This is a genomic window from Acidobacteriota bacterium, from assembly GCA_016196035.1.
Taxonomy (GTDB): domain Bacteria; phylum Acidobacteriota; class Blastocatellia; order RBC074; family RBC074; genus JACPYM01.
In genome coordinates, this window is record JACPYM010000007.1 from 115594 (window position 1) to 135509 (window position 19916).

Below are 19916 nucleotides of genomic sequence, written 5' to 3' on the forward strand. Positions count from 1 at the left end.
GTGAACGGCTTGCAGCCTTTGTGCCGACGGTTCCCAACGCTGTCTGGCTGGCAATGATATTGTTGGCGGTCAGTTTGTTGGCTGTTTCCACGCTAGCGCGTTCGCGTGGCCAGATGATGGCCATGAAAACCAAACACGCGGTCACGCAGAATCGTTTGACCGCAGCGCAAAACGCCAATGACGAACTGAAAGCGCAGACCCAACAATTGCGCACCAATGCACGGGCGGTGGCACAAGCCGCGCAGACGCAATTGCATCTCGTCAAGTCTAACGAAATCGTCATCGCCACGCGCTAATTCCGAGTTACTTCACGCTGGCTGTAAGGCCAGACCGGCCACGTACCGTCTCTGGTTGGCTACCCGGGCTGACCAGAGACATTTCCTTTTGAAGCGTTATGGCAGAGACCTTTGAAGAGCAGTACATGGGCGTGCTGCAAAACATCGAATTCGCCCTCGTCACCGCCTATCGCCAAAATCCCAAGCTGAACGACCACGCCGCGCTTTACGCCGTCGAAATGCTCGTCAAGGTTTACGCCGCCGAAGCGCAAGGCCGCACCATCGCCACGCCACAGTTTCAACCGCACGAACAGGAAGCCTACGATAGTGTGAAAGCACTTTGCGATTGGCGGTTGGGCAAACAGGCGTTGGTGAATGAGGACGGCAGTGAGGTCAATGTCGGGGCTGATGCGCACACGCACGCCGAAATCATCGCCTGTCTCAAACGCATTGCGAAATCCATCCAGGGTTGGACAAAACGCGGCGGGAATCGCGGCTATTTCGATTTCGTCAGCCAGTACGTCCAGTGAATCAAGCGGCGGCGACCGCGTTTGGCTGGGCTTGGTGTGCGGCAGCTTTTGCATATAAAACTGCTCGACCTCCGCCATACTCAACACACGCCCGTTTTCGTGGTCTAGCGGTCAGTGCGGTCTAAGCACCAAGTCCATTTCCCCAGGCTTCTCTTCTTTATCTCCAAACAACGCTGTCTGGGTTTGTTTGAGAAACGGGCGCTCGATAACTTGCAGCTCTTTCTGCGGGAATACTTGCCCAAGCACTTGGATGGTCGTGTTTAAGGTAAAGTCTCGAGCATCCGTTCTCACGTAGACAGTAGCGCGATCATCCAGCACTTCCGCGCAATCCTGAAATACGGTCGTCAATAAATGGCGGTAAGCGTCTTTGGAGGCGAAACGGCCTTGCCATTGCTTGCCGGTTCGAGTGGCCGCAGCCGGTCCACCCAGCATCCAAAGGCGTAACCACTGGTCATAATAATAATCGGTGATTTCACGATAAGGCGGTGAGGTGAACAACAGGTTAAAGCGTTTCTGCTGCCCAGCAGTTACCTTCTTTTTTAGAGCCTTGCCCAGCTTAGTGCTATCACCAAGATAAACTTTTCCGAGTGCGCCTTCAGGTGTTCCTTTAGCATAGCGCCAGCCAATTCGGTCGCGGAGAAAGTCCACCGGGTGAATGTCGGGCGGCAGCGAGTCGTGCTCATTCCACCAGTTCACCGAATAGTCCGGGCTCATCGCTTTACCCTGACGCATTTGATTTGAAAGCGAGCCGTCTTTTTTGCCATGTAGGTTGACGAGAATGAGCGCCATCAGCGTCGCGTCTACGCCACGTTCCTTCCATCGCAGCAAATCACGCGAGAACAACAAATAGTTAAGCACTTGCCGGGAGTAGCAATGGCGGAAAAATTGTGGCATTCGGTTTAGCTGTGGATGCTTGGTAACTTCGGCAATTTTCCAAATGTCTTCCACACGCGCGAGCACATGTTGTTTGGAAGCAGGCTTGAGTTTGACGTGCCCGTAGAGCCAGCCTACCGGGTTAATCTCTATTCCGACAGCCTCCCTTTGCGTCACTGCGGCGGCATAGACGCTTGAGGCGCGGCCAGCGAAAGGGTCAAGCACCGCGTCGCCCGGTCGTGAGTACTCCTCTATAACTTGAAAGGCAAAATCGGTGGGGAACATCGCATAGTAAGGCCCGAGGCATGACCAACGCCCCACGGCTGTTCGGTGGTTGTTCAACGGGTGTTGGCTCATCGCTAGCTCTTTGAAATGAGTTCCTTGGCCAAACGTTCTAACACCTTCTTGCCCAAATTGAGGGGGATGGCTGCTTCAGCATTGGCCGCAACCAGCGGAGATAATGCATTGGGGTAACGCGAACTGACAAGCTGATTCAATAATCCGATGGCATCTGTCAGGCGCGGGAACTGCCAAAGTTCAGCCGTGTTCAAATTCTCGTGAGCTTCTGCCAGAAAAGGAAGCATCGCCACGATCTGCGCTCCTGAGCTTGTCTTGTAGAAGAACTTCCTGCCGAAATAGGTGTCGCGCCCATACGGCTTCGGGCTTTCCGAGAAGATGATGTTCTGCTTGATGTAGGAATCTGTCAGCAGCGCAATCGAGTTGAGCGGGAATTGGCCGGAGTTGCCTTCTTCATCCGTGTCCAACTGCTTGAAGTGCTCGACGAATTCGCCGGTCTTCTCAATTCCGATCAGCAGCAATTCCTGCCCATCAGTTGCTTCTTTGACCAGAGCATTTATCCGCGTCAGTTCTTTGGAAATTGACTGACTCAGCCAGGCTGGATGCCCAAAGATTGCCAGCGGGCCGTCTATCACGATCGCCAGCTTGCGCAATGATGAGAGCCAGTTCTTCTGCTCGAGCGTCCTGAGAATATGAACGACCCAGACTCGCTCAAGCACTTGCATAATCTCGGCAAACATTTTGCCGTTGGTACCTGCCGGGTTCATTCCTTCGTGAATGCGCAAGGCATCGGTCGCGTAAAGCGTCTGGCTCAGTTGGCAGTTGCAAGTGTATTTGCCTTGGCCTCGCACATACTCCCCGTCTTGAATCGGGCAGTCTTCATAGGGACAGCGCTGCTCGCGCGTGTTCTGCGGTTTGTGGGCCAGCAATGCTTCGTAGGTCTCCAACAGTGACTCACTGTCTTCGGACATGCGCTTAGCGCCCAGCACTTCAAAGAGCGCTTTTCTGAGCGAGTCTTTGGCTGACTGCTCGCCTGCGGCAATGACATTGCTGCCCGGAAAAGCCCAATCAATGGATTCCGCCTGTTCGGTCGTGCGAAAGACCTTGGGATCAACCGGGCGGTTCTGATCGAGTTGCCTGATCTTTTCCACATCCAGCAGCACCGAAGCGATGGTCAGATAGGACGCCTCCGCGCCGGGGAAGCCGTTCTTGACCTGTACCTCATGATGGCTGCCATCAACGGCCAGCACCCAATCGGGCTGCCATTTGCTCAGGGGCAATTCCGCCGCCTGAAGTTTATCGAGCGAAGCCGTCGCGCCGGTTGCCAGGCGAATCTTGTAAGCGCCCAGCAACTGTTTAACCTTTTCGCTTTCGGCCAGGCGGCGCAACGATCTGTACTGCGCAAACTCCCCTTCGTATGGCATGGCTAGACCTCGAATTTCCTGACTTGAATTGGCACGACGAACAGGTTGCTCAGCGTCTTGACCCGGATGAAGCCGCGATCCTGCGCGCGCCGGATGGAGGCTTCAAAATCCTCAAAGTCGTAATACTTGCAAAGCTCTTTGGTTTCGTCGGTGTTGTTCAAATGGCCGATGAACCAGTTGGCGGTGTTTTTGAGAATGTTGCGTTGAATGCTGCTGACTTCCTGCGTGGCGTATACCATCCCGATGCGGTACTTGGCGCCTTCCTTCGCCGTGCGTACCCAAACGTCCCGCATCTCCATATCAGAGCCAGCCGGAAGAATGTTGTGCGCTTCTTCCACGTAGACCAGAATTTCCGGTAAGGCTTGCTCACCCTGCCGGAAACGACTCTGATTGGCGCGGAAGATGTGCCACATGATTCGGTCCGCCGAGGACTTGTTGATTTCAGGGTCGCCGCTAGACTGGTCAATGATGACAAGCTTGCCCGCCACTAAATCGTTGTAGATGTCGTCGGCAAAGTCAGTTGTGGTACTACCCGCGTGAAGTTTACTGACCTTGCCTAGTTGTTTAGGGCCATTGGCGCGATTAGGGGCAAACATCTCAAGAAGCTTTTCTAAATCCTTGTCAGCCCAAGAATCACCAGAGGCTTTTGGTCTTTCGTTAATGTACCAAGCCGCGAATCTCTGATAGCCACTGTCTTTCGTGGTCATAAATTCGTGCAAGCCAGCAAGAGCCATTGCCAATTGTGCCCAAGAAGGCTGTTTATTGCTTAGTATTTTAGCCGCAGAGATGAAGCGGTTTTTCGCCTCAACGTCCTTGGTCTCACTTTCATTCATCGCCTTCAGAAGGTTCTCGTTAAATATCTTTTCTGTACTAGGTAGCAGGGCGTTTGGTGGCTTAAACCCTGCGAGCACTAATAGCGCGCGATAAACAAGTACCTTTCTTTTGTATCGGGTCAGGGCTGACCAATCGGCCTCAGGGGGTTGTTCAAAAGACACTTGGCAAAAGTTTTCGATGAACTTGACATCGTAGCTTTCCAAGGCCCTATCTATCATTTCTTTCCCGATTTGCAGATTGTTTTCCTCGAAAAAATTCAACAGCATCAAACGGCGGCCCAGGTCATTCGGGTGTGGCTGGATGCCATAAGTCACGACATCCTCTTTCTTCCCATTGGTATTGGCTTGCCAGACGTTTTTGATCGCCGAAGGGTTTTTCTGCTTGTTCACATCCTGCGCGTTCTCATTGGCATACTCGCCATTCGGATCGAAAACGATTTGCCCGATGCGCAACGGCCTGTCTTGATCGAACCGCAGTTCGAAGACGGACTTCAGCACGATCTTCGTCGTGTTCGATTTACCAGTGCGCGTCATCCCGAAGAGCGCTGTCTTTTGACTCAGCAAATCGGCTGGCTGCAAGGTGACGGGGACATCCGACACGCCCTGAAAATCCCGATTGGTTGAGGCATACCGTACTTCACCGACCGTGACGGACTTGTCGGAAAGTTGATCGGTGCGCGACGGGTCACGATAGTTGACGATCATTCCCAGCGCCGCGCCGTTCGATTTGTAGACCTTCAGCCCGCGATTGGGGTAGTAGTTCGATAAGTCGCTGCCAAACCGCAGACTCAGCGACACACGATTTTCGACTTGCGGATTTTGTTCGAGATAAAACGTCCCGATGACGCGGCATTTCACGCCTGCAAACGAGAGAATGTTATTGGTCGCCGCATCCATCATGCTTGGGTCATCCCAATGCGTATCTGTCTCTCCGCTGACGCGCTGGGCGATCTCCGCCCTGATTCGTTCAGCTTCGGAACTGTTCGGCAGCGCAGCAGCATCCATGACCCGCAAAAGAATGACGGACGCGTCCTCGGCTTTATAGTCAATGTCCTCCTCCGGATTGACGCGCGTGGCAATCAAAAAGCTGAGACTGGGAATGCCTCCCACTTGCTGACGATGGTAATCGTGAATTTGCACCAACGCTGTTTCGTAATTGACGGAGTAAACTTCACCGACGTATTGAGCCTTTTGAATCAGTCTTCCGAATATCTCTTTGGTTTGAGTGACGGATGATTTCTTTTGGTCTTCGGCAAAAGCTTCGTTGAGCGGAGATGGCATACTGGCTTGCTCCTGTGAGTTTAACTGGATGAAATCGCTTTTTGTCTCGGGGCTGCAATCAATACATTGAGTGACTGGCGCAAAGCAGTCTATCCGACACCCTGTGATCAGGCCAACGATTTTTGCTCAAGTGATGAAAGCGCCAGTCACGTTGAAGAAGTTCGGAACTGTCAGGATAACGATTGGTAAGCCAGTACGTCAGGTAAATCATGCCGCAGCCGCAGCATTCGGTTGAGTCTGGCGCGCGGCAGCTTTTTGCAAATAGAACTGCTCAACCTCTGCCATGCTCCACACCCGTCCGTCTTCTTTGCCGATACACGCATAAACCGCGCCAGGCACATAACCTTCTTCAACCAGTTGCGCCGAGCCACTTAAAAATGTCCAGAAACTTTCATTCTCGGACTGCAATCCCACTTCGCCGAATTCGTAACGAGACAGGCGCGCGGAATTTAGGATGCGTTCGCTGATGTAGCGCTCAGCAATGCGCAGGGCCGCTTCATAGTTCAAAGCCATTGTTCTACCTCACTGCAATTGCCGCCTGGCCACGCCCATTTGAGTGCAGCCAAAACGTGAGAAATTCTGATACGCCGACACGATATGCCTTGCCTTCCAATTCTGGCAAGGGATCACGAATTGCTACCAACCCATCTTTAATTTGATCTACCAGCAAAGCGTGTCCGGCCTTGCTACGAGGCTTGGTCACGAAAACCAGTGCCGGACCTGTTGTCACGGCTTGCCGCAATTCGTCAAAGGACAAATCGTTGCGGTATTGATGAATGGCCGATAGGCCAAACTGCTGGAGCACCGAAGGAACCCTTGAAATGAAGGCTCCCTTCTCATCATCCAACCAAGTGCGAAGCTCAGCTTCTGAAACCGTCACGCCTGCATCCACCAGTAGCATTCGGCAACATGCTGCTACACAAGAGTCAGGCAAGTACTGCCCGAAAAGCACGCCGTTCGGCTGGTAAGGCTGCACTTCAAGCGCGGCAAAGAAATAGCCGCGCGCTTTGCTTGTATCAGGGTAATTCGGCATCGTCACACTGTTCTTTTAGCGCCAAGCAAGCCGCAAACTACTTCGCACCATTCAGCCCCCATTCAGCAATGACGGTGGAGGTGGTGTGTTGCCCGTCAAATCATCCCAAAACATCTTGGCCGCCATCTTGGTCAGCTTCCACATCTTGCCCCATTGAATCTCGCCCTGTTCACCGTAAAGCAAGCGTTTGATGACTTGGTCGCGGAAGAAGCGGCCCTCGCGTTTGAGCATGAATTCTTTGGCGAAGGGCTTGGCCACTTCAAAAAAGCTGAAGTTCGGATCGAGCGTGATGCCGACGCCTTCGAGCGTCATAATCGCTTTCATGATGTAGGTGAAGTGCGCCGGAATGCGGAAGGGATATTGGTAAATCACTTCGGCCAGTTCGTAGGTCAATTCTTTGAACCGTATGTCGCCGAGTTTCATGTTGAGGTAATCGCTGAAAAGTTTTTCGACCACCGGGCGGATCGTATTTGGGTCAATCGTCGGCGGCAGGAAGTTCAGGTTGATGAGGTCTTGCGTCAGGCCGGGCACGTCTTTGTCAACGATATGAAAGAAGGCGTCAATCATCTTGTCCTGTAACTCCGGCGTGATGCGCCCGACCATGCCGAAATCGAAGAAAGCCAGGCGGCCATCGTCCAGCACGCGCAGATTGCCCGGATGCGGATCGGCGTGAAAGTAGCCGTCTTCCAGTAATTGTTTCAGGTACGTCCGCGCGATCAGGCGCACGACTTCAATGCGGTTCAGGCCGCGTTCGTCCAGTGTTTGCAGGTCAATGACTTTGGTGCCTTCGATAAACTCCATCGTCAGCACGCGCGGGCTGACGTGTGACCAATAAATCTTGGGCACGTAGACTTCGCGCCACCGTTTGAAGTTGTCGCGGAAGGCCTCAGCATTGCGGCCTTCTTGCACATAATCCATCTCTTCAAACACGACGGCGGCGAATTCGTCAAGGGTGCCCACCCAATCCACGCCGCGCGCGATGTTTGGGTAACGCGCCATAAAACGCGCCAGGCTGCGCAACACAGCCAAGTCAAAATTGATCGTGTTGGCGAGTTCGGGCCGCTGTACCTTGATCGCCACGACTTCGCCTGAATGCAAGCGCGCGCGATAGACCTGACCTAGCGAAGCCGCGGCGACGGGCGGCGTTTCAATCTCAGCATAAAGCTCGTTGACCGGCCTGCCCAACTCGCGTTCGATGATCGCCATCGCCTGTTCGTGCGGGAATTCGGGCACGCGGTCTTGCAGCTTGCTCAGTTCCTTGATGTAAGCCAGCGGCAACAGATCGGCGCGCGTCGAAACGGCCTGACCGATCTTGATGAAGGTCGGGCCGAGCTTGAGCAACTGGCGCGACAGCCAATCGGCCTGCCATTGCAGATGTTTTTCTTCGGATTCTTCCTTGCCGCCAATGAACCAGCCGCGATGATAGCTGTACACAAACAAGTGATAGAGCACGAAGGTGCTGATGATGTGCGCCGCACGCACCCACGCCCGCCAGCCGTGGCCGCTGATCGTCTCATCCGGGTTGTAACGGGCGACGTTGACGGCGGGCCAATGCTGGGGTGTCGCTGCGAGCGGCGCGACGTCTATTGTTTGTGGCGTAACGGCGAGCGCGTCGTTCGTTGCTACGATTTGTTGTTCAATCTCTTGTTGGACTACGGCCATTCCTTCTCCTGCCTTACAAAGGTTGTTGCGCGCCGCCCCGAAAGGACGGCCGGGGCGCAGTATACACGCGATGGCTTACGAAGTTGCGGCGCAGACGTTGCAAATAATCTGAAGCGCACAGCCTGCAAGACGCCCAACCTGGGTACGCACCGCTGCCAGCGTGCAGTCTCGGCGCGCGGCGGCTAAACGTCTGCTGCCGAGACTGCACGCTGGCAGCGGTGCGTACCCAGGTTGGGGCTGCAAAGATAATCGGCAACACCCTTGCAAGACGCGCACGGGCACTGCGTTCAATCGTCGCTGCGGATGTAACCAAACAATAAACCAGCTTTGCCAAAGCCAGTCTCACGACGGCCTCGCTAACCCTATCAATTGCTGCTTTCCGACTCAGGAGATTTGTATGCACACGTGTGTCCGCAACTTGCTGCTCAGTATTTTTCTGTTGTTCTGCATCGCCGCCAACACGGCAGCGCAAACCGAAAACACGCCGCCGTCCTTGCGCCGCGTGACGCTCTACAAACACGGCGTGGGCTATTTTGAGCGGCAAGGCAAGGTGAATGGCGACGGCCAGGTCACTTTCCTGTTCGACGCCGCGCAGATGAATGACGTGTTGAAATCGCTGGTCGCGCTCGATCTGGGCAAAGGGGCGAACGCCGGCAAGATCACGGGCGTGACTTACGATTCGACCAAGCCGCTCGACCGGCGGTTGGAAGAATTCGGCGTCACACTCGATGGCAGCAACGCCGCCGGGATGACCGCGTTGATCGGCCAGTTCAAAGGCGCGCGCGTCAGTGTGCGCACCGGCGGCGCCAGCGCGAATGCGATCACTGGCACGGTGGTCGGCATCGAGAAACGCGCCAAAGTTCAGAACGGCGAGCGCAGCGAAACGCAGGAACTGGTTTTGCTGAACGAAGCTGGCGAGCTTTTCAGCTTACCCTTCGAGCAGATGCGCAGCCTCAAATTGCTCGACGCCAAATTGCGCGAAGACCTCGATCAATACTTGTCCATCCTGCAATCCACGCTGCACAAAAACCTGCGCAAGCTGACCATCGCCACGCAGGGGACGGGCGAACGTGACTTGTTCATTAGCTACGTCGTCGAAGCGCCCGTCTGGAAAACGACCTACCGCATCGTGCTGGACAAACAGGCCAAGCCCTTTCTGCAAGGCTGGGCCGTGGTGGACAACGTGCAGGATGAAGATTGGACGAACGTGACGCTGTCGCTGATTGCGGGCGCGCCGGTGTCATTCATCCAGGATTTGCAGCAGCCGCGCTACAAACAAAGGCCCGTAGTGGGGATGCCGGATGACGTTTCGATTACGCCGATGGTGCCGGAGGCGGCCAGGCCCGAAGCCCTCAAGCCTATTTCGTCCAGTCGCGGTGGGGCGGTGGAAGGCGTGATCACCGATGCGCAAGGCGCGGTGATTCCTGGCGTTACCATCCGCGTCCGCCAAGTCGGGTCGAACGCTGCTTTAACGGCGACGGCGGATAGCGAAGGTCGCTATCGTGTGCGTGGCGTGCCGCAGGGGCTTTACGCCCTCAGCTTTGAGGCTAGTGGTTTTCAAAAGACCACTATCAATAGCGTCAGCGTAGGTGTGGGGCGAACGACCAATCAAAATGCCGAGTTGCGCGTTGGTTCAGTATCAGAAACAGTGACGGTCACTGCCAGCGCTGCCACCCTGCACACGGATTCGTCCGCGATTGCCACCGTCAGTTCGATGCGTGACAAAGACTCCGGCATTGAGATTCACGCGGACACGCAAGAGATCGGCGAACTCTTTGAATATCGCATCGCGCATCCCGTCACCATCAAACGCAACAGTTCCGCGCTCATCCCCATCCTGCAAAACGAAGTCGCGGGCGAACTCGTCTCGCTCTACAACAAAGCCACGCGCGCACAGAATCCGATGAGCGCGTTTTACCTGCACAACACCACCGGCCTGACGCTCGAAAGCGGGCCGCTGACCGTGATTGAGAATGACACCTATGCGGGCGAAGCGCTGACCGCGCGCATCAAACCGAACGAGAAACGCTTCATCACCTACGCCGTTGACCTCGGCGTGCGCGTCAGCGTCAAAGAAGACGAGCAGGACGAGAAGCCCTTCTTCGCCGAAATCCGCGACGGCGAATTCCGGCTCAAATACAAACAAGCGCGCGCCACCGTTTACACGCTCGCCAACGTGACCGACCGTGCGAAGACCGTTTACATCGAGCACCCCTACGACAAAGATGAAAAGTGGCAACTCGCCAAGTCGCTCAAACCGGTTGAAACGACCGAGAGCTTTCACCGCTTCAAAGTCACCCTTGCGCCCAACGCTTCCACTCAATTCGCTGTCAATGAAGAGCTGCCCGAAACCGAAACCTACGCCATCTCCAACCTGACGTCGGATAAGCTGACGCTTTTTGTTACGGAAGGCTATCTGACCGCGCCGATGCGGCAGGCGCTCGAAACGATACTCGATCAAAAGGCCGAAATCGCCGCGCTCAACCGGCAGGCGCAAGAGAAGCAGGCCGAAATCAACGCCGTCACCAAAGACCAGGAACGCATGCGCGACAACCTGCGCGCCTTGGGCAAAACCGAAGATGAGAAGCTGCTGGTGCAACGTTATGTCGGCAAACTGGCGCAGGGCGAAGACCAACTCGAACGCCTGCGGCAGGAGGAAAAGCAGGTCGCCGAAAAGCGCAATGCGTTGCAGCGGCAAATCGAGGAGCGGCTGAAGAAGCTGGCGTTTGAACAACGCTTGAAATGAGCCGCACTTCGCCATCCTTTGCCGGGTTGCCTGACTGGCGTGGCGCGTCGGCACCGCTTGTCATCAGGCGCTCACTTCGCTACACTCCGCGCCTTTGCTTGGCGTCGTTTGCCCATGTTGCAAGCGGTTCCGGCAAACTCGTTCTTTCGCAGCGAGTGAAATTTATCGGAGCAATTATTTTAAGGAGCTAGTAAATGTTTGTCGTTCGATCATTGGTTCTCGTTTGTGCATTGGCTGTTCTGGCTTTCGGTCAGACAGTCGCGGGTGATGCTGGGGGCGCGGCGCGCTCAGGACAGTCTAAACAGGTGAATTACGTGCAGGTGGAGGCCGCGCAATTGCTGCAACGTCCGGCTGCCTATCGCGGGCGGCGCGTTGTGTTGACGGCTGAAGTGGTATCGGTCAATGCGCGGCGTGCTGCTTTGGCGGTGTATGATGCGCGCACACATGCGCTGATCGGCGTTTCGTTGACGGAACTTTCCAAAACGCAGCGCCGTCAATTGATCGCCGAGCCGGTTTATCACGTGACCATTTATGGTTTGGCTGAAATGCAGGAGGGCCGGTTGGTGCTCAAAGCCGAACAGGTGATGCCGGTGGAAATGACGCAGGTTGTGCGTTAAGGCCAGACAGAAAATATCGCAACTCAACCAACCGCCGCTTCGTCATGAAAGCTACGAAGCGGCGGTTTTGCCATTTGATGGCGTCTTCGATTAAGGTTAGGCCGCTTTCAAGCACTCTTAAACCACACAACCTAGTTCGGAATTTTCGGCGTGCTGGCGCGCTTCTTTCGATTGAGGGGCGTCGCTGACACGCGGCAACATTTGCACCCGGAGGACAAAATTATGTTGAACCGTCGTATGCGTGGCGTCTTCGCCCCGCTGACCATCGCGCTGATTGCCTGTTTGGCCTTGGGTTACGGCAGCAGCGCCCAGGTCGCGCAACCGCAGGAAAAAGTTGATCTGGAAGTCATCAACAAGCTCAAAGCCGAAGGCCTGGAGCGTTCGCAGGTGATGGAAACGCTGAGTTGGCTGACCGATGTGCACGGGCCGCGGTTGACCAATTCGACCAATTACATGAAAGCGGCGGAGTGGGCCAAAACCAAACTGGCTTCGTGGGGGCTGCAAAATTCGCATCTCGAAGCTTGGGGGCCTTTCGGGCGTGGTTGGACGCTGAATGGCTTCACGGCCAATATGACCAAGCCGCAATTTGCGCCGCTGATTGCCTATCCGAAAGCTTGGTCAGGCAGCACCAATGGCGTCGTGCGCGGTCAGGTCGTTTATTTGAAAGCCGACACCGAAGAGCAATTGGCGCAATACAAAGGCAAGCTCAAAGGCGCGATTGTATTGGTCGCGCCGCCCGCCGAGGTCAAAGCGCATTTCGCCGCCCAGGGCACGCGCACGACCGACGAGCAATTGCTGGCGATGGCGAATGCGGATGGGCAACCGGGTGGTCGTGGTCAATTCGGCGGTGGCCGTGGCGGCGCGCCAACCGGGGCGAACGTGACTGCCGCCAAGTGGAAAATGATCTATGAGGAAGGCGCTGGGATCGTGCTCGAACCGGGGCGCGGCGACGGCGGCGATTTCATCGTCAGCGCGGCGACCATGGCGCCTTCCACCGACCCGAATGCCGGTTTCGCCAATCGTCCGCGCCCGCAGACCAAAGGCGCAAGCATCATCCCGCAAGCCGTGCTGACGCCCGAACATTACAACCGCATGATCCGCATCCTCGACAAAGGCGTGCCGGTCGAAGCCGAATTCGAAATCAAGGCCAGCTATCAGGATCAGGACGAGATGAATTACAACGTCATCGCCGAGATTCCGGGCACTGACCTGAAAGATGAAATCGTGATGGTCGGCGGGCACTTCGATTCGTGGCATTCGGGCACGGGCGCGACCGACAACGCCGCCGGTTCTGCCGTGGCGATGGAAGTCGTGCGCATCCTCAAGACGCTCGGCCTGCAACCGCGCCGCACCATCCGCATCGGTCTGTGGGGTGGCGAAGAGGAAGGCTTGCTCGGCTCGCGCGCCTATGTCGAACAGCATTTCGGCGCGCGCCAACCGCTGCCAGCCGGACAGCAACCAGCGGCGGGCGGCCCAGGTGGTGGCGGTGGCGGATTCGGCGGGCCGCAAGGGCCGTTGGTGACGAAGCCTGAACACGCCAAGTTCGCGGGCTATTTCAACCTGGACAACGGCACCGGCAAGATTCGCGGCGTTTACCTGCAAGGCAACGACGCCGTGCGCCCGATCTTCCGCGCATGGCTGACGCCCTTCAAAGATATGGGTGCCTCCACAATCACCATCAACAACACGGGCGGCACTGACCATCAATCGTTTGATGGCGTGGGCTTGCCCGGCTTCCAGTTCATCCAGGACGACATCGAATACAACTCGCGCACGCACCATTACAACATGGACGTGTGGGATCGCATTCAAGCGGATGACATGAAGCAGGCCGCAGTCATCATCGCCTCGTTCGTCTATCACACGGCGATGCGCGATGAGAAATTGCCGCGCAAACCGATGACGGGTGGGCCGGGAGCGGCGGGCCGCTAAACAGCATTGCTGGATTTCGCCCACGAAGCTACACGAAGAAGCGCGAAGAAGGCCGACCTTTCTTGGTGCTGCTTGGTGTGGCTTCGTGGGCGCTTCTTTTTGTTGTGATAATTTTGCGGCGACTAGGAAATTTGGATTAAGATGCCGCCGACTTACCGCTCGTTCAGTTTGTCCATTAACACGCACGGAGGAAACAAAGCTTATGAGGTTTAGCCGCAGATTTACCACCCTAGTTTTAACTGGTTGTGCCGCGCTCGGTTTGGGGTTGACCGTCAGCAGCGCGAACAACACGCCGAAAAATGTCACGTTCACCAAAGACGTCGCGCCGATCATGTTCAAAAGTTGCGCCGAGTGCCATCGGCCCGGCCAGATCGCGCCGTTTTCGGTGCTCAGTTACAAAGACGTGCGCCCCTGGGCCAAGTCCATCAAAGAACAAGTCGCCAACCGCCAGATGCCGCCCTGGCATGCTGACCCGAAGCACGGCGAATGGAAGAACGACCGCCGGCTCTCGCCAACAGAAATGGATACGATTGCCGCCTGGGTAGACGGCGGCGCGCCTGAAGGCGATCCGAAAGCTTTGCCGCCTGTGCCGAAATACTACGAGGGTTGGAGCATCGGCAAACCCGATCAACTGCTCGCGATTCCCGAACAGAGCATTCCGGCGGAAGGCGTCATCGCCTATCAATATCTGACGATCAAAACCAACTTCACCGAAGACAAATGGATTCAAGCCGCTGAGTTGCGCAGCACCGGCGCGACCGCCGTGCATCACGTGATTGTGTTCATCAAAGCGCCGGGCATTTCGGCGGGCAATGAACAAAGCCTGTTGTGTGGCTACGCGCCCGGTGAACAGCCTGCGGTTTTCCCGACCGGCTATGCGCGCAAAGTCCCGGCAGGCGCAGAACTCGTTTTCCAGATGCACTACACGCCGAACGGCAAGCCGGCCAAAGACGTCACGACGCTGGGGCTGATCTTTGCCAAAGAGCCGGTCAAGACCGCCGTGCTGACGCGCGGTGTGATGCAGATGCGTTTTGGAATCCCGCCCGGCGCGGCGGCGCACGAGGTGCGTTCGCAATACACCTTCACGCAGGACGCGCATGTGACCAGCTTCATGCCGCACATGCATCTGCGTGGCAAAGATTTCATTTACATCGCGCATTACCCGGACGGCACTGAGAAAACCTTGCTCAACGTGCCGCGCTACGATTTCAACTGGCAGACCTATTACGTGCCGAAAGAGCCGGTGTCCATGCCCAAAGGCACGCGCCTCGAATGCATCGCGCACTTCGACAACTCGGCGGCCAACAAGTTCAACCCCGACCCGACCAAGTTGGTCAAGTGGGGCGAACAGACATGGGAAGAGATGATGATCGGCTGGGTCAGTTTTTATAACGACGGTGCGCCTGCGAAACCGGCGGCGGCGGGCAGCGCGAGCAGCAGCGAACAGTAATTCGCTTGCAGCCGAATGAAAGGTACGCGGATGACGCGGATATAGCCGATGATTGCGGGTCAATCCGCTCGATTCGCCGCCGCCTCATCCGCTTACTTTTTGCGCTTTGGTTTTTTGGTGGATCACTATGCTGACTAGACAACAAATCCGGTTTTGCTTGCTGACCTTGTTCTGGGTAAGCGCTGTTTTTCTTCCGAGGCAATCGGGCAGCGCCCACGAACCCATCACCACCAAAGTCACCTTCAACAAAGAAATCGCCCGCATCTTTCAAAGAAGCTGCTGGGGCTGCCATACCGAAGGCAAGGTCAAAGGCGACATCCCGCTCACGACCTACGAAGAAGCGCGCCCCTGGGCCAAAGCCATCAAGGAAGAGATTCTGGAAAAACGCATGCCGCCGTATCAAGCCGTCAAAGGCTACGGTAGCTTTGCGCACGATTACATTTTGCCGCAACGCGAGGTCGAACTAATCGTCTCGTGGGTCGAAGGCGGCGCACCCAAAGGCGAGGCCAAACATTACCCCGAGGCGCAAAACGGCTGGGCGTTGGGCGCGCCCGATTTGCTCTTGCAGCCCGAAAAGGAAAGCCAGCTTTCCGGCGAAGGGAACGAAATCGCGCGCTGCTTCGCGCTGCCCACCGGATTGAAAGCGAACGCCTGGTTGCGCGCGCTGGATTTCCAACCCGGCAATGGCCCGCTCGTGCAACGCGCTACATTCGCGGTGCACACGGGCGTGGGCAATCCGTGTGGCAAGGCCGAGGCCGCTACCAATCCGAACAGCTTGAGCCAATGGGTGCCGGGCCATGCGCCGTTGCAATTGCCCACCGGCACGGGGCGTTTGTTGCCAGCGGGCGCGCAAATTCAAATGACGATTCATTACCGCTTGAATGGCGAGGCCGCGCATGATCGCAGCCAACTGGCGCTCTACTTCATCAAACCGCAAGCGAAAGATGCCGCACCCAAAGCCGTGCGCAATGTGGCGCTCACTGCCGCGCCGGTAAAGCTGGCGGTGAAAGACGAACTGCAACTGGTCAAAGCGACGCTGACCTTGACCGAAGCCACTGAAGTGATTGCCGTGCGCCCGCTGCTCTTTCCCTTCGGCCAATCGGTCGAAGTGACGGCCCACCGCCCAGATGGTTCCAGCGAAGTGCTGATCTGGGCGCGCAACTATCGTTTCAATTGGCAACCCGATTATGTGTTCAGAACGCCGCTTGCACTGCCGCGCGGTACACGCCTCGAAGCGACGGCTTATCTGGATAATTCAGACAACAATCCGAACAATCCGAATGAGACTGCCAAGGCGGTCAGTCTGAGTGAGCCGCTTTGCGAATTATTGCTGGCGGGAAGTCCGACGGCGAGAGCCAAACGCTGAGCAACGACAGCTACGCCGGATCGTTGTAATTACTCAAATATAAGCGTCCTTCATAATCTACCAAGCCAAAGCGCAACCGGTTCAACCAACCGGAGTGGCCTAATACATTGGTCGAAAAGTGCGGATCGGCAGCAAAATAGACCATCGCGACGACGGCAATTCCCAAGACTGTCAAGGTGACTTCGTGGCCGAAAGTCGGGAAACCACCCATTGCAGTGCGAAAGCGTGTCGGCTGTCCGCTTTCAATGTCTAAACCGAGTCGTTCGCCGTGTACCCGAGCAAAGATGCAACCATCCGCACCACTATCAACTTTTGCCTGAAGCTGAGCGGCTTCTGTACCGGAACTAAGCGTGACAGGCACGGTGATGCCTTGTTGATGGGTATCATATTCGTAGCGGGCAGCAAAGGTAAGCGTATAGCTCATGACAACCAACCTCCCCAATACGGTTCAGCTTCTTTCCCCTCATTTTCCCCTCCTGCTTCAATGACGTGCTCAAGAAAGGGCGCAATCACGCCAGCGGCTTTGGCTGCGCGATGAACTTGCAGCGCATCCGTGCCGTGGCTGATGAGCCGGTCGCCTTCAAGCGCAACCCATTGACCTGAAAATTCGGTGCGATGTTCGTCCAGCCATTTTCTAGCTTGGTGGAAGCGTTCAAGTTGCTGTTCAACAGTCTCGATAACTTGGGGTGGCAAGTCGGCTGCTTTGATAGTTTGTTTCAACGAGGTGTCAGGCCGGGGAGCAGCCTCGTCGTGTTGCGCCTGTTCCCGCAACCATTGTTGTAGTCGTTGGCGGTCGGCCAGCGGCATGGCTTTGATGGTTTCGATAGTTTGTTCAAGCGTTGTCATTACTCTTTCCTCCCGTTACAAGCTCAGCCAAATTGTAACCGCAGAAGATGATTGTTTGAACTGCCGAGGGGGGCACGCAAAACGCTTCAGCTTTTTTTCCGTCCTCTGGCGGAATCAGCCATCGCCGGTTGTGTTTCTTCGGTGCGATAGGCGCGTTGGGCGAGCAACAGGTGTTCGTGCATGGCGGCGCGCGCCTCGTCCACTTTGTGGTTGCGGATGGCGCGGTAGATGCGCTGGTGCAAGTCGAGGGACTCTTTGAAATCGTGGGCGCGCCCGATGGTATCGCGCCGCCGGTCATACATTACGGCGGAAACCATCTCGACCAGCGCCGCCAGAATGGGATTGTCAGAGGCGGCGGCAATGGCGCGATGAAACTTGATGTCGTGAATCAGGTATTGCACGGGGTCGGGCAGCGTCGCATACATATTGGCTAGTTCTTCGGCCAGCATCGCCAAGGTTTCACCAGTGGCGCGTTCGGCGGCCAGCGCGGCAATCTGTACTTCCAAGACGCGGCGCGCTTCGAACATCTGATCAAAGGTGAAGCCGTGCAGCGCGGCCATCAGACTGAGTTGTTCGCTGTCGAGCACGGGCGTGTCGGCGACATAGGTGCCCGAGCCGTGCCGCGAATGTAGCACGCCCATCGTTACCAGGGTGCGAATCCCGGCACGCAACGAAGGGCGGCTGATGCCGAGTTGTTTGGAAAGTTCGCGTTCCGCTGGCAAACGGTCGCCGGGGTGCAATTCGCCGCGCGCGATCATCCCGTGGATGCGCGCGACGACCTGTTCGGAGGTTTGGCCGTTGTGGTCGGTTGCGGGTGCTGTGGTGGTCGCAGTTTTTGCTCTGGGCATGGTTCGGTGTACGGAAAATGACCGCGCTGCGGGACGGTACCGCGCGCGTGAGCAAGCGGCGTGTCAGGCCTGCTCCCTGAACTGAGCTGCCAAAGCTCCGCTTGCTCACGCGCGCGGTACCGTCCCGGCATCAAGCCAAGCCGCGCCGTGCGGATAGGCAAACCGCGCCAACGAGTCCGCTTTCATCGTGATGCTGTAACCGGGCGCGCTGGGCGGCAGGTATCTTCCCTCTTTAATGACGACCGGGTCAATGAAATGCTCGTGCAAATGGTCAACATATTCGAGCAGCCGATTTTCCAGCGCAGCCCCGACGCAGATGTAATCAAACATTGAAAGATGCTGCACGTATTCGCACAGCCCCACGCCGCCCGCGTGCGGACAGACCGGCACGCCGAATTTCGCCGCCATGAGCAAGACGGCCAGGATTTCATTCACGCCGCCCAGGCGGCACGAATCAATCTGGCAAAAGCTGCTGGCCTGGGCTTGCAGCAGTTGCTTGAAGATCACGCGATTCTGGCAATGCTCACCGGTGGCGACCTTGATGGGCGCGATGGCACGCGCAATCGCCGCATGGCCCAGCACATCGTCGGGGCTGGTCGGTTCTTCGATCCAGTGCGGTTTGAATTCGGCCAACGAGCGTATCCAGTCAATCGCCTCGTTTACATCCCAAACCTGATTGGCATCCATCATCAGCTTGCGTTCCCAGCCGATCTCTTCCCGAATCAGCGCCGCGCGGCGGTAATCGTCGTCGCGATTGCGCCCGACTTTCATTTTGAAATGCGTCCAGCCGTGCGCGACAGCGTTACGCAACAGACCGCGCATCTTCTCTTCGCTGTAACCAAGCCAGCCCGCCGAAGTCGTATAAGCAGGGAAGCCCTGTGCGCGCATCTTGGCTTCGCGTTCGCCGCGCGTGGCGGCATTGCGTTGCAAAATCTCCAACGCTTCCGCCGGGGTCAGCGCATCGGTGATGTGTTTGAAGGGGACGCAGGCGACAACTTGTTCCGGCGTCATGTCTACCAGCAATTTCCAGAGCGGCTTGCCTTCCGCCTTGGCGTACAAGTCCCACAACGCGTTGACGACCGCCGCCGTCGCCAGATGAATCACGCCTTTTTCAGGCCCGACCCAGCGCAACTGGCTGTCGCCGGTAATCCGTTGCCAGGCTGCGCCGGGATTGTCGGCAAATTCGGCGACGGTGGTGCCGACGACTAGGTGCGCCAGTGCGCGAATCGCCGCGACGCACAATTCGTTGCCGCGCCCGATGGTAAACGTCAGGCCGTGGCCCTCAAGGCCCGCGTCGGTTTTCAGAATGCAATAGGCCGCCGAATAGTCGGGGTCGGGGTTCATGGCATCCGAGCCGTCCAGCGCGCGCGAGGTGGGAAAGCGTATGTCGCGTACATCCAGTTCGATGATTTTCATAACGTTGACCACAGCAAAGCCATTTGAAAAAACTCTAGCAGAGGTATTACCAATCTGCCTCTGTTTGTCACTGTGTACTACTCGGCTTAGAGCCTTGTCAATATGCTGGTCGGGCGTGTCACACGAAAACGCAATTGACAGGTTTTTTCGGAGCGTGCTATAAGCCTAACTAGCTTTGCAAGTGGTAAAACCAATTGAAGACCAGCCCAAGACTGGTCGCAATAAAAGCCGCTGGGAATTCATTTCGCCGAACCATCAAATCTGCAACTCTTACCGAAGGAGAAGCGGTTCGGCCAAGTGACAACCACGCGCGCGCCGCGCCGGATGCAAGGCTCGCTGCGCTTCAGTTTTTCTGATCCCACTGGATTTTGTGGGTAAGCTCGGTCATTGAAAAAGAAACGGATGATTGCGTTGTAGCGGGTTATCCTTTTGGGTGACGAAACTCGAAAGGAGTCCCAAGCGCAACCATCCGTGTGTAGAAAGCATA

The 19916-nt window shown here is 56.4% G+C and carries 17 protein-coding genes; 7 read left to right on the top strand and 10 right to left on the bottom strand.

What is annotated here, in order from left to right:
• Positions 1–20 precede the first annotated feature (20 nt).
• Positions 21–296: a septum formation initiator family protein gene (locus HY011_03055; GenBank protein ID MBI3421891.1), complete on the top strand. Its 276-nt coding sequence runs from the start codon at positions 21–23 to the stop codon at positions 294–296.
• A 98-nt stretch (positions 297–394) separates the two neighbouring features.
• The gene (locus HY011_03060) at positions 395–805 is read left to right on the top strand and encodes a hypothetical protein (GenBank protein ID MBI3421892.1); all 411 of its coding nucleotides are present in this window, start codon (positions 395–397) and stop codon (positions 803–805) included.
• A gap of 111 nt (positions 806–916) precedes the next feature.
• Here the strand turns inward: HY011_03060 and HY011_03065 are convergent, their stop codons facing one another.
• The 6 genes from HY011_03065 to HY011_03090 form a co-directional block, all read right to left on the bottom strand.
• Positions 917–2035, bottom strand: coding sequence for a site-specific DNA-methyltransferase (locus tag HY011_03065; GenBank protein ID MBI3421893.1), 1119 nt, complete (start codon positions 2033–2035; stop codon positions 917–919).
• Positions 2036–2037: 2 nt separating this feature from the next.
• Positions 2038–3399 carry a DNA double-strand break repair nuclease NurA gene (locus HY011_03070; GenBank protein MBI3421894.1) on the bottom strand — a complete coding sequence of 454 codons (1362 nt, stop codon included), beginning with the start codon at positions 3397–3399 and terminating at the stop codon, positions 2038–2040.
• Positions 3400–3401: 2 nt separating this feature from the next.
• Complete coding sequence (locus HY011_03075; protein ID MBI3421895.1) at positions 3402–5513, bottom strand: ATP-binding protein; 2112 nt, start codon at positions 5511–5513, stop codon at positions 3402–3404.
• 207 nt (positions 5514–5720) lie between these two features.
• Positions 5721–6026: a hypothetical protein gene (locus HY011_03080; protein MBI3421896.1), complete on the bottom strand. Its 306-nt coding sequence runs from the start codon at positions 6024–6026 to the stop codon at positions 5721–5723.
• Positions 6027–6030: 4 nt separating this feature from the next.
• Positions 6031–6546, bottom strand: a complete 516-nt coding sequence (locus HY011_03085) for a hypothetical protein (GenBank protein MBI3421897.1) — start codon at positions 6544–6546, stop codon at positions 6031–6033.
• A gap of 51 nt (positions 6547–6597) precedes the next feature.
• The gene (locus HY011_03090; GenBank protein ID MBI3421898.1) at positions 6598–8208 is read right to left on the bottom strand and encodes an AarF/ABC1/UbiB kinase family protein; all 1611 of its coding nucleotides are present in this window, start codon (positions 8206–8208) and stop codon (positions 6598–6600) included.
• 397 nt (positions 8209–8605) lie between these two features.
• Between HY011_03090 and HY011_03095 the strand changes: the two genes are divergently transcribed.
• The 5 genes from HY011_03095 (at position 8606) to HY011_03115 (ending at position 16319) form a co-directional block, all read left to right on the top strand.
• A complete protein-coding gene (locus HY011_03095) occupies positions 8606–10954 on the top strand; it encodes a carboxypeptidase regulatory-like domain-containing protein (protein MBI3421899.1) in 2349 nt (782 codons plus the stop codon).
• Between the two features lie 194 nt (positions 10955–11148).
• Positions 11149–11571 carry a hypothetical protein gene (locus HY011_03100; GenBank protein ID MBI3421900.1) on the top strand — a complete coding sequence of 141 codons (423 nt, stop codon included), beginning with the start codon at positions 11149–11151 and terminating at the stop codon, positions 11569–11571.
• A gap of 222 nt (positions 11572–11793) precedes the next feature.
• On the top strand, positions 11794–13503 hold the full coding sequence (locus HY011_03105; GenBank protein MBI3421901.1) for a M20/M25/M40 family metallo-hydrolase: 1710 nt from the start codon (positions 11794–11796) through the stop codon (positions 13501–13503).
• A 202-nt stretch (positions 13504–13705) separates the two neighbouring features.
• Positions 13706–14953, top strand: coding sequence for a thiol-disulfide isomerase (locus HY011_03110; protein MBI3421902.1), 1248 nt, complete (start codon positions 13706–13708; stop codon positions 14951–14953).
• A gap of 127 nt (positions 14954–15080) precedes the next feature.
• Positions 15081–16319 carry a hypothetical protein gene (locus tag HY011_03115; protein MBI3421903.1) on the top strand — a complete coding sequence of 413 codons (1239 nt, stop codon included), beginning with the start codon at positions 15081–15083 and terminating at the stop codon, positions 16317–16319.
• Positions 16320–16329: 10 nt separating this feature from the next.
• On the opposite strand, the gene HY011_03120 is transcribed toward HY011_03115, so the two are convergent.
• The 4 genes from HY011_03120 to HY011_03135 all read right to left on the bottom strand — a co-directional run bounded on the left by HY011_03120 (position 16330) and on the right by HY011_03135 (position 19429).
• A complete protein-coding gene (locus tag HY011_03120; protein ID MBI3421904.1) occupies positions 16330–16743 on the bottom strand; it encodes a hypothetical protein in 414 nt (137 codons plus the stop codon).
• Entirely contained in the window at positions 16740–17165 is a 426-nt protein-coding gene (locus tag HY011_03125) for a hypothetical protein (protein ID MBI3421905.1), read from the bottom strand. The genes HY011_03120 and HY011_03125 overlap by 4 nt, the downstream gene beginning before the upstream one ends.
• An 86-nt stretch (positions 17166–17251) precedes the next feature.
• A complete protein-coding gene (locus HY011_03130; GenBank protein MBI3421906.1) occupies positions 17252–18013 on the bottom strand; it encodes a FadR family transcriptional regulator in 762 nt (253 codons plus the stop codon).
• 105 nt (positions 18014–18118) lie between these two features.
• Positions 18119–19429: an L-fuconate dehydratase gene (locus HY011_03135; protein ID MBI3421907.1), complete on the bottom strand. Its 1311-nt coding sequence runs from the start codon at positions 19427–19429 to the stop codon at positions 18119–18121.
• Between the last annotated feature and the right edge of the window lie 487 nt (positions 19430–19916).

Bases quoted from the DNA above. Each gene is read 5' to 3' on its own strand.
- HY011_03095 (MBI3421899.1), top strand. From the start codon at position 8,606: ATGCACACGTGTGTCCGCAACTTGCTGCTCAGTATTTTTCTGTTGTTC.
- HY011_03060 (MBI3421892.1), top strand. From the start codon at position 395: ATGGCAGAGACCTTTGAAGAGCAGTACATGGGCGTGCTGCAAAACATC.
- HY011_03125 (MBI3421905.1), bottom strand. From the start codon at position 17,165: ATGACAACGCTTGAACAAACTATCGAAACCATCAAAGCCATGCCGCTG.
- HY011_03065 (MBI3421893.1), bottom strand. From the start codon at position 2,035: ATGAGCCAACACCCGTTGAACAACCACCGAACAGCCGTGGGGCGTTGG.
- HY011_03135 (MBI3421907.1), bottom strand. From the start codon at position 19,429: ATGAAAATCATCGAACTGGATGTACGCGACATACGCTTTCCCACCTCG.
- HY011_03105 (MBI3421901.1), top strand. From the start codon at position 11,794: ATGTTGAACCGTCGTATGCGTGGCGTCTTCGCCCCGCTGACCATCGCG.
- HY011_03085 (MBI3421897.1), bottom strand. From the start codon at position 6,546: ATGCCGAATTACCCTGATACAAGCAAAGCGCGCGGCTATTTCTTTGCC.
- HY011_03070 (MBI3421894.1), bottom strand. From the start codon at position 3,399: ATGCCATACGAAGGGGAGTTTGCGCAGTACAGATCGTTGCGCCGCCTG.
- HY011_03075 (MBI3421895.1), bottom strand. From the start codon at position 5,513: ATGCCATCTCCGCTCAACGAAGCTTTTGCCGAAGACCAAAAGAAATCA.
- HY011_03120 (MBI3421904.1), bottom strand. From the start codon at position 16,743: ATGAGCTATACGCTTACCTTTGCTGCCCGCTACGAATATGATACCCAT.
- HY011_03100 (MBI3421900.1), top strand. From the start codon at position 11,149: ATGTTTGTCGTTCGATCATTGGTTCTCGTTTGTGCATTGGCTGTTCTG.
- HY011_03110 (MBI3421902.1), top strand. From the start codon at position 13,706: ATGAGGTTTAGCCGCAGATTTACCACCCTAGTTTTAACTGGTTGTGCC.
- HY011_03080 (MBI3421896.1), bottom strand. From the start codon at position 6,026: ATGGCTTTGAACTATGAAGCGGCCCTGCGCATTGCTGAGCGCTACATC.
- HY011_03115 (MBI3421903.1), top strand. From the start codon at position 15,081: ATGCTGACTAGACAACAAATCCGGTTTTGCTTGCTGACCTTGTTCTGG.
- HY011_03130 (MBI3421906.1), bottom strand. From the start codon at position 18,013: ATGCCCAGAGCAAAAACTGCGACCACCACAGCACCCGCAACCGACCAC.
- HY011_03090 (MBI3421898.1), bottom strand. From the start codon at position 8,208: ATGGCCGTAGTCCAACAAGAGATTGAACAACAAATCGTAGCAACGAAC.